Origin of the sequence: Pseudomonas sp. NFACC24-1, assembly GCF_900115235.1 — a bacterium.
Classification (GTDB): Bacteria; Pseudomonadota; Gammaproteobacteria; order Pseudomonadales; family Pseudomonadaceae; genus Aquipseudomonas; species Aquipseudomonas fluorescens_AA.
In genome coordinates, this window is the sequence record NZ_FOVS01000003.1 from 102,082 (window position 1) to 114,974 (window position 12,893).

General features: G+C 60.6%; 11 protein-coding genes and 1 pseudogene. 4 read left to right on the forward strand and 8 right to left on the reverse strand.

The features are described 5' to 3' along the window. Window positions 1-4: 4 nt before the first annotated feature. The 8 genes from BM317_RS04630 to BM317_RS04665 form a co-directional block, all read right to left on the reverse strand. Window positions 5-1,147, reverse strand: a complete 1,143-nt coding sequence (locus BM317_RS04630) for a hypothetical protein (protein WP_092473258.1) — start codon at window positions 1,145-1,147, stop codon at window positions 5-7. After that, on the reverse strand, window positions 1,126-2,571 hold the full coding sequence (locus tag BM317_RS04635; protein ID WP_092473260.1) for an alkaline phosphatase family protein: 1,446 nt from the start codon (window positions 2,569-2,571) through the stop codon (window positions 1,126-1,128). Before BM317_RS04635 ends, BM317_RS04630 begins: the two co-directional genes overlap by 22 nt. Beyond that, a complete protein-coding gene (eboE, locus tag BM317_RS04640; RefSeq protein ID WP_092473262.1) occupies window positions 2,561-3,790 on the reverse strand; it encodes a metabolite traffic protein EboE in 1,230 nt (409 codons plus the stop codon). Before eboE ends, BM317_RS04635 begins: the two co-directional genes overlap by 11 nt. Then, window positions 3,787-4,671 carry a TatD family hydrolase gene (locus tag BM317_RS04645; RefSeq protein ID WP_060741816.1) on the reverse strand — a complete coding sequence of 295 codons (885 nt, stop codon included), beginning with the start codon at window positions 4,669-4,671 and terminating at the stop codon, window positions 3,787-3,789. The genes eboE and BM317_RS04645 overlap by 4 nt, the downstream gene beginning before the upstream one ends. Before the next feature lie 38 nt (window positions 4,672-4,709). Then, window positions 4,710-5,483 carry an EboA domain-containing protein gene (locus BM317_RS04650; RefSeq protein WP_092165104.1) on the reverse strand — a complete coding sequence of 258 codons (774 nt, stop codon included), beginning with the start codon at window positions 5,481-5,483 and terminating at the stop codon, window positions 4,710-4,712. Continuing rightward, the gene (locus BM317_RS04655) at window positions 5,480-6,370 is read right to left on the reverse strand and encodes a UbiA family prenyltransferase (protein WP_092165105.1); all 891 of its coding nucleotides are present in this window, start codon (window positions 6,368-6,370) and stop codon (window positions 5,480-5,482) included. The genes BM317_RS04650 and BM317_RS04655 overlap by 4 nt, the downstream gene beginning before the upstream one ends. Then, on the reverse strand, window positions 6,367-8,241 hold the full coding sequence (locus tag BM317_RS04660) for a 3-dehydroquinate synthase (RefSeq protein WP_092473264.1): 1,875 nt from the start codon (window positions 8,239-8,241) through the stop codon (window positions 6,367-6,369). Before BM317_RS04660 ends, BM317_RS04655 begins: the two co-directional genes overlap by 4 nt. A gap of 241 nt (window positions 8,242-8,482) precedes the next feature. Further along, window positions 8,483-9,298, reverse strand: a complete 816-nt coding sequence (locus BM317_RS04665; RefSeq protein WP_092473266.1) for a helix-turn-helix transcriptional regulator — start codon at window positions 9,296-9,298, stop codon at window positions 8,483-8,485. 93 nt (window positions 9,299-9,391) lie between these two features. Here BM317_RS04665 and BM317_RS04670 point away from each other — a divergent pair, with 93 nt between their 5' ends. From BM317_RS04670 to BM317_RS04690, 4 genes and pseudogenes are all read left to right on the forward strand, one after another. Further along, window positions 9,392-10,348, forward strand: a complete 957-nt coding sequence (locus BM317_RS04670; protein WP_092165108.1) for a threonine dehydratase — start codon at window positions 9,392-9,394, stop codon at window positions 10,346-10,348. A gap of 395 nt (window positions 10,349-10,743) precedes the next feature. Continuing rightward, window positions 10,744-11,088 (forward strand): annotated as a pseudogene (locus BM317_RS04680) (phage major tail tube protein). 96 nt (window positions 11,089-11,184) lie between these two features. Next, window positions 11,185-11,886, forward strand: coding sequence for a hypothetical protein (locus BM317_RS04685; protein WP_092473268.1), 702 nt, complete (start codon window positions 11,185-11,187; stop codon window positions 11,884-11,886). 242 nt (window positions 11,887-12,128) lie between these two features. After that, on the forward strand, window positions 12,129-12,872 hold the full coding sequence (locus BM317_RS04690) for a HEPN domain-containing protein (protein WP_092473270.1): 744 nt from the start codon (window positions 12,129-12,131) through the stop codon (window positions 12,870-12,872). The last annotated feature ends 21 nt before the right edge of the window (window positions 12,873-12,893 follow it).

The window sequence follows — 12,893 nt, forward strand, 5'->3', positions numbered from 1 at the left end:
CTCCTTAGCGTTGCCACTGGGCGCGTTTCAGCGACCAGACAAAGTCCAGTTTTTTGTAGCCATCGAATGCCGAGGGCGGCAGCGGGGTGGTGGGGTAGACGATGCCGCCCCCCTGGTTCAGAGCGAAATTGAAGTAGCCGTTGTCGTTCGAGTAGGCGGCGGTGCCGTGGCAGGCCAGGCAGGAGGAGGTGTTCTGGAATGCCGATTCCAGTTGTGAATTGGCCAGTACCTGGGTGATGGGCTGGAACTCGACCCCGATCAACTCGTACTTCGACAGGCTCCGGTTATTGGCCTGGAAGCTGGCATTGACCGGCTTGGCGGCCGCAGTCGGCCCGGTGGTGTTGGTCATCGGCGCCGGCGTCGGGGCATTGGTTACGGTGTACTTGCTGTTGTTGATGTTTTCGAAGGTGGTCCAGACCCAGTCGGCATTCAGTTTGTTGACAACGTGCAGGCCGCTCAATGCCACATAGCCGACCTGATAGGTACCGTCGTCCTGCTGGTAGTAGGCCTGGGCAATGTAGTAGCCGTCGTTCACCAGGGTTTGTCGGTAGGTCGTGTCCGTGCCGATCCACAGCCACGCGGCTTTCAACTCCCAGGCGGTGGGGGGGAAGTCCAGGTCGTTGGCCAGGGCGGCCTGACCGTTCACGTTGTAGACCTGCTTCTTCACGATGTAATCGAACGTGTCCTTGCCCATCAGTAACTGAAAGCGTACGGGCTGGCCTTGTTGGGCATCGGGCACGGCACCCCCCATTTGCAGGATCAGGCCATCGACCTGCTGGGTGGCATTGATGTTATGGAAGGATCGGGACAGGTCCATGCCCTGCGCCTTGGCTTGCGTCATCACTGCGGCCGGGAGCGGCGCTGAGCTGTCATAGGTGCCCGGTGGCGCGCCGTTGGGCAGGTAGACCTGGTCCGAAGGCTTCATCGTCTCCCACACGAGATTGCTGCTTTGCGCGGTGCTGGGTTGGTTCAAACAGACGAACCAGTTCCAGGCCATGGTCTCGGGACTCTGGGCAAACGCGGTCCGGGTCTTGTTGATGTCTGCTCCAAACTGCAGGAAATTGCTGCAATCGAAGTCGTTGGTGTCCTGTGCCTGGGCCAAACCGGCCAGGGCACTGAGAACGGTTATGGAAATGGCTCGCCGCATGGAAGCTCCTTGGCATTCGCCGTATCGACATGAGGGCGCCCCCGGAAGTGTTCCAGGAGCAGTTGCTTCACCGCCGTGGCCGCAAGGTGCTGTGGCAACGACAGATCACAATTGGTGATGAGCAGCGGGCCGGTCTTTTCGCTCGCGGGCAGCCGGCCGTGGCTGCCGCGGACCAGGCGGGTGTCCAGCGGAATCAGGTCCATGTAGTAGCGAAAGCCGAGCTTTTTCTGGAGCAGGCGGCGTGCCACTTTCAATTTCGGGAAGCGAATGGCCGGGTCGATGAACAGCTCGAGCGGGTCGTAGCCTGGCTTGCGATGGATGTCCACGGTGCGGGCAAAGTCGGGGGCCTTGCGGTCGTCGAACCAGTAGTAGTAATCGAACCAGCAACCGGCGGAGGCCACGGCCACCAGCTCGCCGCTGCGCGGATGATCCAGGTGCCAGGCCCGTTGTTCGGTTTTATCCAGCACTTGCTCGATGCCGGCCTGGCGCTGCAACAGCGCCTTGACGCGAGGGATGTCGCGCGCCTGCTTCACGTAGATGTGCGCGACCTGATGGTCGGCCACGGCAAACGCCGCGCTGGCACCGGGATCGAGCAACTCCCAGGTCAGCGATTGGCGGACCTGCAACAAGCCTTCGGCGCGTAGCAACCGGTTGATGGAAACGGATTGGGTGACGGCTTCGATCCCGTATTCGGACAGCAGCATCACCGCCGCGCCCTGTGCTTGGGCAAAGTCCAGCAGACGCCCGACTTCGCTGTCGATGGCGCGCACCTCGTCGGCAATCGACGGATGATCGGGGCCCAGGCGTTGCAGGCTGTAGTCGAGATGGGGCAGGTAGATCAACTGCAGGTCGGGGCGGTCGAGCTGGAATTCGGCGATGGCGCAATCGACGATCCAGCGGCTCGAGGCGATGCCGGCCGCCGGTCCCCAGAAGCTCGGAAAGGGAAACTCGCCGATCTGCTGTTCGATATGCTCGTGCAATGAGGCCGGCGTCGAATACAGGCCGAACATCTTGCGGCCATCGGCCGGGTAATGCGGCCGTGGGGTAATGGCGGCATCCACGTCGGCATACATGTTGTACCACCAGAACAACTGGCTGCAGCGAAACCCGGGGTACTGGCGCTTGAGTGTCTGCCAGACTTTTTCCCCCTGGATCAGTGCGTTGGGTTGCAGCCAGAAACGCACTTCGGCCTGATCGCGAAAATACCAGCCGTTGCCGACGATGCCGTGCTCCGACGGTGGCTGGCCCGTGAGGATCGAGGCTTGCACCGTGGAGGTGACCGCCGGGAACACCGGTTGCAGCGTGGCCATCCTGGCCGTTTTCAACAGGGCATTGATGCAGGGCGTCGCGGCCCCCAGCAGTGCGGGCGTCAGGCCGACCACGTTGATCAGCAGCAACGGCTGGCGCGCAGGTTCAGAGGACATCGGCGCAGGCCTCCAGCGCTTGGGGTTGCAGCAACTGGCGCTGCTGCAACTGACCCTCGACCCAGTGCAACTCCGCCGCGATGCCCTGGAGTTGGGTGTGCTCGGTGGTGGGGCGCAACTGGCTGGGCAGGACGCCCCAGCTGTAGGTTTCCACTTCCAGTACCGGGCGAAAATCCCCATGGTCGGCCAGAAAGTCGAAGGTCTGCGCCAGGGCGACCTGGCTGCCGCTGAGTTCGGGCAACAGCAGGTGTTCGCTGAACAACGGAATGTGGAAGTGAATCCTCAGCTCGGGAGGGGCGTGGCCGTCCTGCTCACACTCGTACAGGGCCGCGGGAAGGTCGGCCCAGGCCGATAACCGCTCCTGCCCAGCGCGGGCTTTGACTTGATGCAGGTAGGTGGGTTCGGCAAAACCGCCCAATGTCTTGAGCACCTGTTCGCGCCGCTGCACATCCTCAGGCAGGTGGCAAATCAGCGCATTGGATAGCTGGATCTTGCCGATGGGGACCCGGGCCCGACGCAATCGGTCCAGTGACTGATAACAGTCTTCGAACATCACGGCCTGGTGACAGACGTCAAAACACAGTGCCAGGTGTTCATGGTGCGGGTCCGTGGCTTGCCACTGACGAAAGAAGGCGATGGCCTGGTCGGTGTTTTCCAGCACGCAATCGGGCTCCATTTCCAGGCAGATCACGATCTTCTTGCCTGTCTCTCGTTGCAACCGGGCCAGCGCGGCGGTGAGCTCGCGCAGTTGCTGCTCGGCACGTTGCTGTAACGTCGGGCTCCAGTGGGCGGCATAGCCCAACGGCAGGCTGGAGATCACCCCCTGGGCACAGTCCGCTGGCAGGGCCTGGGCGAGAAATCGAGCCAGGTCCAGGCTGTACGCCAGCCGCTGCGGATCGGCCCAACTGGGCAGGTAGACGTCGGCTTTCACCGCGCCCTGGTGAAATTGGCCGTAGGGAAAACCGTTGAGAGAGGTCAGGCGTAGGCCGCTGCGTTGCAGCAGGTCGAGGAAATCTGCACGGGCGGACGCCTGTTGGAGCTCGGCGGCGGCGACGGCGCTGATCCACAATCCACTGTCCTGCGTGTCGAGCCCGCGCAGTGTACGCACGGTCTGGAAATGCCGTTCGGTGGAAGCGCGCAGCCCGCCCAGGTCATGGGTCGGGTGCACGTTGCTGCAATAGCCGATCTGCGTGGCCGTCCAACCCGTGCGGGCACTCATTTGATCACCGGCTCCTGGCCCCGTAGGGCAGAGTTGTCCTGCCACTGTCGCCGCTGATCGATGGGCAGGGGCGTGCTGACCAGGGTTTTGTCCAACTGGCCGCTCTGGGCAAAAAAGTCCACGGGGTTGTGGAACAGCACCTGTTCGACCTGGGCTTCACTGAAGCCGGCGGCCAGCATCGCCTGGCCGGTCTTGGGCACTTTGAGCGGGTCGCTGATGCCCCAGTCGGCGGCGCTGTTGACCACCATTTTTTCCGTGCCGTACTGCTGCAGCAGCGCGACCATGCGCTGTTCCGACATCTTGGTGTTGGGGTAGATGGAATGGCCGCGCCAGCAATCGCTGTCGAGCACCAGGGGCAGGGTCAGTTCGTTGAGGTGGTCGATGATCACCAGGTGTTCGGCAATGCCGACCTCGCGAATGACCGCGAGTGTGCGCTTGGTGCCACCGATCTTGTCGCGGTGGGGGGTGTGCACCAGCACCGGCAAGTTGAATTGTTTGGCCAGCTCCAATTGGGCGGCGAGAAAGCGATCCTCTTCCGGGGTGATGTCGTCGTAGCCGATTTCACCCACTGCCACCACGCCATCTTTCACCAGGTAGCGCGGCAGGATCTCCAGCACTTCATTGGCCACCGACAAGTCGTTGGCCTCCTTGGGGTTCAGGCCGATGGTGCAGAAGTGATGGATGCCGAACATGCTGGCGCGAAAACGCTCCCAGCCCAACAGCGTGTCGAAGTAGTCGATGAAGCTGCCGACGCTGGTCCTGGCCTGGCCCTGCCAGAAGGCCGGTTCGATCACGCCGGTGATGCCGGCGGCCGCCATGTTCTGGTAGTCGTCGGTGGTGCGGCTGACCATATGGATATGCGGGTCGAAGTACTTGAGCATGGTGAATCCTCGTCAAAAAGGCAGGGGAGGGGCGGGTATCAGTTCGGCAAAGTGCCACCCAGGTACGCCTGCCATGGCGGCGGCAAGCGTTGTTGCTGGGTCAGCCCGGCCAGGCGCTGACGTTGCGCCGGGCTCAGCAGGGCAAAGGCAATCACGTGGGGCAGTCCGACAGACACCGTTCGTTCGGCGGCGAGTTGTTCGTCCAACAGGTCGAGGGCCAACTGGTTGAGCGTGACGCTTTGTCGTTGCGTCAGGCCGATCAGGCGATGTACATCGAGGCCCATGCCCAGGGCTTTCAACACCAGTTGGTTGAAGGCCCGTTCGTCGTAGTGACGCGATGGGTAGGCGGTGTCCAGGGCGAGGGCGGCAAACACCTGGCTGTTGCTGGTGCGTCCGGCCTGAAGTGCAAGCCCGAGGCAGAGCCCACCGCTGTCGAGCCAGTCGAGGGCCTTCAAGGTGGCGATCTTTTCCTGGTCGTCGCCCCACAGGAACAACTGGCGCAGCAAGGACACTTGCCCGGCGCTGGGTTGCAGCTCCAGGACCTGGGCCAGCAGCAATGCCCGCGCCAGTTGGACATTGCTCCAGCCGTCGGTGCCGGGCTGGGCTCGCTCCTTGAGGTGGCGCTTGCACTGGCCGCTCAGGAACGCCGCGGTGTTGGCGTCCGGGCGTTGGGCAAGTTGCGCCTGCGCCGAGAGCCACCATTGCCGCTCGGTTTCATCGAGCGACTGGGTGAAATGCCGGCGTTGTTCGTTCAGGCAATCCTGGCGCATGTCGAGGGCTGCCGATGCCGATGCTGTAACGTCCGTGTTCATGTGGGTTTGATCCAGCGTTGGAAATGAGGAAGCAGGAAAAACACCAGGACGCATAACAGGCTGCCCAGCGGCTGGTTGGCGACGGCCAGCACCAGGGCATCGAACAGCGGCAGGGCGGCCAGGCCCGCACCGATAAAGGCGCGGACCTGCCGTTGCCGCGGGTTGGCCAGGTTGCGCCAGTAGTGCCAGCCCAACCAGCCAAGCCATATCAGCAGGACTGGCCAGAACCAGGCGTTGTCTGCGTAGATCGCCAACGCCAGTGGGCTCAACATCAGCAGCAGCGGGAGGCGGCTGATCAGTTGATTGCGGTGTTCCTGGCGGGCCAGGTAGGTCAGGCCGCTGATGTAGACGCCGAGCAAAAGGGCACAGAGCCAGATCGGTTCGGGTGGCATCGCCAGGCTGGCCGCGGCGGTGAGGTAGAGCGCCGAACGACAGGCCCCCATCAGCCAGACGCTGTGGGCATATTTCTTGTGCAGCAGGTTGTAGCCGAGGATGCAACCCACCAACAGCGTGGCGCTGCCCAGCAGCCAGTGCGGTTGTTCGATCAACCGGCTCAGGCCCAGCAGCGCGGCCGCGGCCAGCACCAGTAGCAGGGCCGTGGCCAACCGCACTTGCTGGCGGCTGACCAGGCCCAGGGTGATGGGGCGCGGATTGTGGTGTCGTTGATCCCAGTCGGCGTCCAACAGGTCATTCAACAGCATGCCGGCCAGGTACAGCAGCGACAGTGCCGCCAGCAGCAGGAGCCACACCAGGGACGATGGCGGTGCCAGGGCCCCTGCGCTGCTGGCGAGCAGGGCGGCGGCCAGGGTGTTGGTCCACACCGTGGGCAGGTTGGACACGCGGCCGAGGGTCATCCAGGTCTTGAGGTCCGGCGAAGACGGGTTCATTGCGCACAGCTCTCGTTCAGTGTGAGTGCAGGGTCGGCCTGAGTGCAGAGCCGTTGCAGCGCCTGCTCCATTCGCGCGGTATCGATTTCATGCAAGTCCACCGACTCGCCGATCCGACTGAGCATGGGGATGGAGAGTTGCCCGCCCAGATGCTGGCGGAACTCTTCCAGCCCGAGCAGAACCTGCGAGCGTCCCTGTGCATCTTTCAGGGTCAGCTCCGGCGGGTTCAGGCAGAAACCGAGCTTGAGCAGCAGGCGCAGCACCCGGTCGCTGTCGGCGTCGCTCAACAGCCCCAGGGCATTGGCATAGAGTCCATCCAGGGCCATGCCCACGGCGACGGCCTCACCATGGCGCAGTCGGTGATGGCTGAGGTTTTCCAATTTATGGGCGGCCCAATGCCCGTAGTCCAATGGCCGCCCATTACCGCGTTCGAAGGGATCACCGGCACCGGTGATGTGCGCCAGGTGCAGTTCGGCGCAGCGGCGGATCGCGTAGCGGCTGGCCGCGTGATCGAAGTGGGCGAGGGCGTCGGCCTGTTGCTCCATCCATTGGAAAAACGCCTGGTCCTTGATCAGCGCCACCTTGACGGCCTCGGCCAGCCCGGCGATCTGGTCGCGTCGGCTCAGGCTGGTCAGCAATTGAAAATCGTTGATGACCGCGGTGGCGGGGTAGAAAGCGCCCAGCAGGTTCTTCTGGCCAAAGGCGTTGATGCCGTTTTTCACACCGATACCGGCGTCGTTCTGGGCGAGTACGGTGCTTGGGATGCGGATCAGGCGAATGCCGCGGTGGAAGGTGGCGCAGGCGTAGCCCACCGCATCGAGCACGGCGCCGCCACCGAGGGCCAGCACATAGCAATGCCGGTCCAGGCCATGTTGCAGCATGTCGCTGTACAGCTGCTGCAACACCTGGGAATCCTTGCTCGATTCGCCGGCCGGGACCGCGATGGGGGGCGCCTGCAAATGCAAGTCCGGAAAATGGCTGGCGAAGTAGGTATTGATCTGTGCCAGCAGGTGCGGAGCGCTGTGCAGCAGTTGTTCATCGGCGAACACCAGCACCGTTACCTGGCCGCGGTGTCCGGCGGTGAGCTGACGATGCAGGCAGGGATTGAGCGGGTCGAACAGATGATCGGTGAACACTACCGGGTAGTCGTAGCTGACCTTGAAGCGCCCGTGCAAGGGTTGCCCCGTGTCGCGCCGGCGAATGTTCTTGAACAGGCTGTACCCGGCGATGAACAGCCCGGGCAATACCATGCTGGCGAGCAGGGTCACCAGCAGCGCGTTCTGTTCGACGAGAAAGGTGCCGATGGCACTGTAGGCCAACGCGAGGCCGGCATTGGCCAGGGTGGTGACCAGGATGAACGCGCGCAATGGGTAGCGTTGCATGCCGGCGGCGACGACCGAGGTTTCCGCCAGCACCGGGACGCCGCGCAGGCAGATCAACGACAGCGTGCCCAACCGGTAGGCCAGTTGCCCCGGCTGGCGCTGATGCAGGCCCAGGCGGCCGGACAGCAGGCGCAAATAGCCGGCTCCCAGCGCATAACCCAGCCCGGCCCCCAGGCACAGGCCGACGAAAATCACCAGGTATCCACCCAGGCTGCCAAGCATCGCCACGGCCAGCAGCGCGACCATGCTCGACGGCACCGGCAACACCACGTCCAGTGCCAGCAGGGCAATCAGCAGCAAGGCCAGGTTGAGTTTCTGCGCGGGCGTCGAGGGCAGGTACAGGTTGAGATGGGTCAGGAAATCTTGGATCTGTTGTTCGAACAACAGGAAGCTGGCGATCACCAGGCCTGAAAAGCAAACCAATGACAGCCAGAAATGTCCGGCTGGTCCTTTTTGCGAGCGCGAACGATACCCACGGCCATGCTTCATCAAGCATCCCTCTTGTTGATATGACTGATTCCGTGTCAGTAATTGAAAGCAACGCCAAGTGTGTTTTTCAGGCCAATAGACGCTCTCGCCCGAGGGGCTGTCAGGTGTGGTTGAAGATCTGGTTGGAGACAGGTTTGAATCTAGACGGCCAGGGTGTTTTTGCAAGGCCATCTGATGGCAATTTGGTTTGGGGCGCCATTTCGCCCCTCAGGTGCCCCCATCAACCCATTGCCCAGAGGGTTCAGGGCCTCGAATACCCGCGCAGTTGCGCCGGGCTGACGCCCAGGCGTTGCTTGAACAGCGTGGTCATGTGCGCCTGGGAATTGAAGCCGCAGGCGTGGGCGATATCAGTCAGTCGGGCGGTTGAATCGTGCATCAGCGCCCGTGCCTTGGCGAGGCGTCGGTCGATCAGGTAGCTGTGTGGGCTTTTGCCGGTTGCCTGCTTGAACGCCCGCATGAAATAACCTTCGGACAAGCCAAGCAGCCCCGCCATTTCCTTGACCCCCAGCGGGCCGTCGAGACCGGCGTCGATGAACTCATCGAGCAGGCGCATCCGGCCGCCCGTGATCGAACCTTGGGAGTGTGCCGAAAACCGCTTGTGGTCCTTCACTCGCTCAGCCAGCCCGAGCGCCCAGGCTTCCCAATCGTCTTCTGCTGTGGCACGCAGCAGTGCGCTGCGCATTCTCAAGGCGAGGGTGATGGCCTGCGGGTCAATACGATTGTTGAACGCATGTTTCGCCGGCAACGCCATGCCGTCGGTGCGCACTATCCGCAGGTATTCACCGCCCCGGGGGGATTCGGAGAACACGTCGCACCCGGCGGGAACGAATGCCAGGCCGTTGGGCAGCGCCTCGAAGGGCAACACGTGGTCGCTGCCGATGGCGTGCAGGCCGCGCTGACTGTCGAAGGCAAAGCCGATCGCCGACTGGGTCGCGACGTAGCGGGTCGCGTAGGCACAGCCGGGGAGCAACTCGATCGCCCAGGGCCCAGCCTCGATACGACGGACCGGTTCAGACAGGGGCGGCGGTGGGTGGTTTCGCGGGCTCATGAACAGCATAGTAATGAAGAGCGGGCCTGAAAGTCAGGTCAGTTTTCTGAAAGCCCCGTCGCCGTCGCGCTGATTAGACTGGGCAAAACCAGGAGGCCCATCATGCACACACTGACCCGCGACGACATCGAACACGCTGCCCGCCATCTCTATCAATTCATGCCCGCCACTGCCCAGTACGCCTGGCCGTTGCTGGCTGAGCGGCTGGGTTGCACGGTGTGGGTCAAGCACGAGAATCACACCCCGACCGGGGCCTTCAAGGTGCGCGGCGGCCTGACCTTCGTGCACTGGCTCAAGCGCGAGCATCCCGAGGCGAAAGGCATCGTCACGGCGACGCGCGGCAACCATGGCCAGAGCCTGGCGCTGGCGGCCACCGCCTTGGGTCTGAAAGCGTTGATCGTCGTGCCGCAAGGCAACTCGGTGGAGAAGAACAATGCCATGCGTGGCTTTGGTGGCGAGGTGGTCGAGTATGGCCGCGATTTCGATGAGGCCCGGAAAGAAGCTGCACGCCTGGCCCACGCCCAAGGCCTCTACTTGGTGCCGCCGTTCCATCCGGAGTTGGTCAGGGGCGTGGCGACCTATGGGCTTGAGCTGTTCAAGGCGGTGCCGGACCTCGACACGGTCTACGTGCCGATAGGCTGTGGGTCGGGGATTTGCGCAGTCATCGCCGCCCGCGATGCCTTGGGGCTGAAAACCCAAGTGGTGGGCGTGGTGTCCACCGAGGCCGTCGCGGCGAAGTTGTCATTTGAAACGGGAAGACTGTGTGAGACCGCTTCGGCGAATACCTTCGCGGACGGGTTGGCCGTGCGCAGACCCATTCCCGAGGCCTTTGCCATCTATGGGGCCGCTGCGGCGCGGATCGTCGCGGTCAGCGACGCGCAAATAGCCGAGGCCATGCGGGTGTATTACACCGACACTCATAACCTGGCCGAGGGCGCAGGTGCCGCGGCCTTGGCGGCACTCATGCAGGAACGTGAAGCGATGCAGGGGAAAAAGGTGGGGGTCATTCTGTCCGGTGGGAATATCGATCGGCCGGTGTATGCCCGGTTGATTGGCTGAGCCCCTCGTGGCGGGAAACCTTGGGGGATATTTAGATCGATTATTTCTTACGGTTATTGATATAGGTTTGGATGGCATATCCATGACCGAAGAATCGAAGCTGTCGCTTGGAAAGTGTCTGCAATGAAAACGAAGCGCATGCAGCAGCAGACGACTTGGCGTGTGTCGCTCCGGTAAGCCTGTCTGAACGTTCATTCCTGCTGTTCGATCGCCATCTTGTCGGGCCCGGGTCAATGCTTAGAATCCGCCCCATCAGCTTGTCCGACTCTCGAACCTTACAGGGAACACCACCATGATGAACGCCATGCAGATGCCAATGCCGATGAACGCCAACATGCCGATGATGATGGCGACCATGACCTGCGATTAGCGCACACCGTATTTCAAACGCCAACATCTACCTCGACGGCACCAGCTTCTTTGGCAAGTGTGAAGAGATCGACCTGGGCACCATCAAAACCGTGATGAGCGACTTTCAGGGCTCGGCATGGTCGGGCTGATCGAACTGCCCGATGGTATCGACAAGCTGGAAGGGAAAATCACTTGGAACAGCTTTTACTTTGAGGCGGCCAAGAAGCTGGTCACGCCGTTCAAGAGCGTGCAGTTGCAGTGCCGTTACGCATGTGAGGCAGATGATCAATGGGGATGAGGTGGTGTTGCTGGATTATCTGGCGAATATTTTTCGGGTAAGTGGGGAGGATCAGTTGGCCAAGTACCGGAAAAACATAGGGCAGGCTTAAATTTCATTGCCATTCGAGGGTTGTAAGGAAGTGACTCACGAAGCCGGGACGTCAGCCGATATTGAGCGTGAATTTCGTAAAACAGGATGATCACCGATGCTGACTCTACGTGGCCGCAGACTGTCGCAGACTGCCGCGGCTTCACTGTTCACTGCTGCGATAACTCTGATGGGCACGAGCTGCCAGCAGGCTCACCAAGATGAACGAGCGGACAAAGCTAAATTTCTGGATGGCGCCCAAGCAACGGCGCAAGAAACCAGCCGCCTATTGTACGATGGCTACAACGCCCTCGATAAATTATTAAGAGAGATGAATAAAAAAGGTTGGAAAGAATTTTCCAAAGGGCCGTGGGATGACTACAGGCAATTCCACCGAGGCTGGCGTCAGCAACTGATCGCCGAGCATTTTAAGTTGTCGCGTTACTTTGGCAAAAATAAGGCAAATGAGCTGATTCATATCGATGAAATAGACATTCGTCCTGTAGATAATTTTTCCTCCCCCGATGTTTGCTCGCCACCGGGAGAGGACAAGGATTTTGATATGGCGAAACTCTCAGCCCAGATCGAGTGCTATGCCCGATTTGTGACCTTCAAACAAGACATGATCAATGAAGACATCAAGGACAGAAAAGCCGGAGAGCTATTCGACGCATTAGAGTCCAAGAGCCGAACCGAAGAGAGTGCCAAGGAGCTACTACAGCACTACGATAAATCTACGGTTAGTTATCTAAGAAGGCTGGATGCAGCGTTAACTAACTTAGGCGCTGCGAAGGTGCCCGCCATACCAAACGGTTCATGATTTAACGCTCTTTGAGCCCCCCTACAAAGCGCCACCAACAGCTTGTGCGCGCTTTGACAAGCCTGCAGACCTGAGCTCCCCCCGAAGCAAAGTGAAAGCTCCCAGAAAACCTGACTTGTCGGCAAATCTCGTACCTGAAATTGACCCGGATCAGTCCTGAATACATTCCCTAAAGCAGTAGGTTTACCTTTGGCCAAAAATAATGGCAATATGATATCCAAAGGGATGATGGAGAGACTGGGATGGCGTCGAAAGCATTCGCAAAATTTCATAAAACGGTCAGACGCTGTGACACCCTGGTCGATGCATACACGACAATTCATGGTCTGAACGAAGCAGATGCGGAGGTGCCCGCCGCGCCGAAAGACATTATTCGCGGGGCGGTCGTTTTAGCGGTTGCCGCATTAGATGCGTACGTGACTGACGTCTTTGTCGAAAAGCTTGCCACATACCTGAAAAAGCACAGGCCAGACGAATCGCTCGTCGCCTTGCTTCTGAAAGCTGGGTTGGATACGCGCGAGGCGTTGAGCCTTCTCACAATGGACCGCCCGTATCGTCGTATCCGAAACCTAGTGCAGTCATATTACGCACAATATACGACCCAAAGATTTGACGTAATTGATTCAGTCTTTCTGGTATATCGTCTTAATAAACTGACTGATCGTGCTGCCAAAAAAACGGGTAAAAGTCATATCAAGAGTCGAGTCGGCGATCTTATAGATCGCCGTCATGAGATTGTGCACGCGGGCGATTACAATCGAGCGAATCGAATTCAAGATATTGATGAACCTAGGGTCAAGCGATGGATCACGGCCCTAGAAGACTTGGTCTCGGCAATGGATGAGATAATTTGTAATCGCATCCCCACTCCCGTTGCACGGCAAGCCGCGGCTCCGCTCGCTGCTAACGCCCCAGAAAACGCGGCTCCAGAACCTCTGGAGGACGAAGCTATAGGGCCGGTCCTCGGAGAAGAATATGACAACTAAATATGCGCAGATACCAACGTG

Coding starts and splice junctions, on each gene's coding strand:
- BM317_RS04630 (WP_092473258.1), bottom strand. CDS start 1,147: ATGCGGCGAGCCATTTCCATAACCGTTCTCAGTGCCCTGGCCGGTTTG.
- BM317_RS04635 (WP_092473260.1), bottom strand. CDS start 2,571: ATGTCCTCTGAACCTGCGCGCCAGCCGTTGCTGCTGATCAACGTGGTC.
- eboE (WP_092473262.1), bottom strand. CDS start 3,790: ATGAGTGCCCGCACGGGTTGGACGGCCACGCAGATCGGCTATTGCAGC.
- BM317_RS04645 (WP_060741816.1), bottom strand. CDS start 4,671: ATGCTCAAGTACTTCGACCCGCATATCCATATGGTCAGCCGCACCACC.
- BM317_RS04650 (WP_092165104.1), bottom strand. CDS start 5,483: ATGAACACGGACGTTACAGCATCGGCATCGGCAGCCCTCGACATGCGC.
- BM317_RS04655 (WP_092165105.1), bottom strand. CDS start 6,370: ATGAACCCGTCTTCGCCGGACCTCAAGACCTGGATGACCCTCGGCCGC.
- BM317_RS04660 (WP_092473264.1), bottom strand. CDS start 8,241: ATGAAGCATGGCCGTGGGTATCGTTCGCGCTCGCAAAAAGGACCAGCC.
- BM317_RS04665 (WP_092473266.1), bottom strand. CDS start 9,298: ATGCTGTTCATGAGCCCGCGAAACCACCCACCGCCGCCCCTGTCTGAA.
- BM317_RS04670 (WP_092165108.1), top strand. CDS start 9,392: ATGCACACACTGACCCGCGACGACATCGAACACGCTGCCCGCCATCTC.
- BM317_RS04685 (WP_092473268.1), top strand. CDS start 11,185: ATGCTGACTCTACGTGGCCGCAGACTGTCGCAGACTGCCGCGGCTTCA.
- BM317_RS04690 (WP_092473270.1), top strand. CDS start 12,129: ATGGCGTCGAAAGCATTCGCAAAATTTCATAAAACGGTCAGACGCTGT.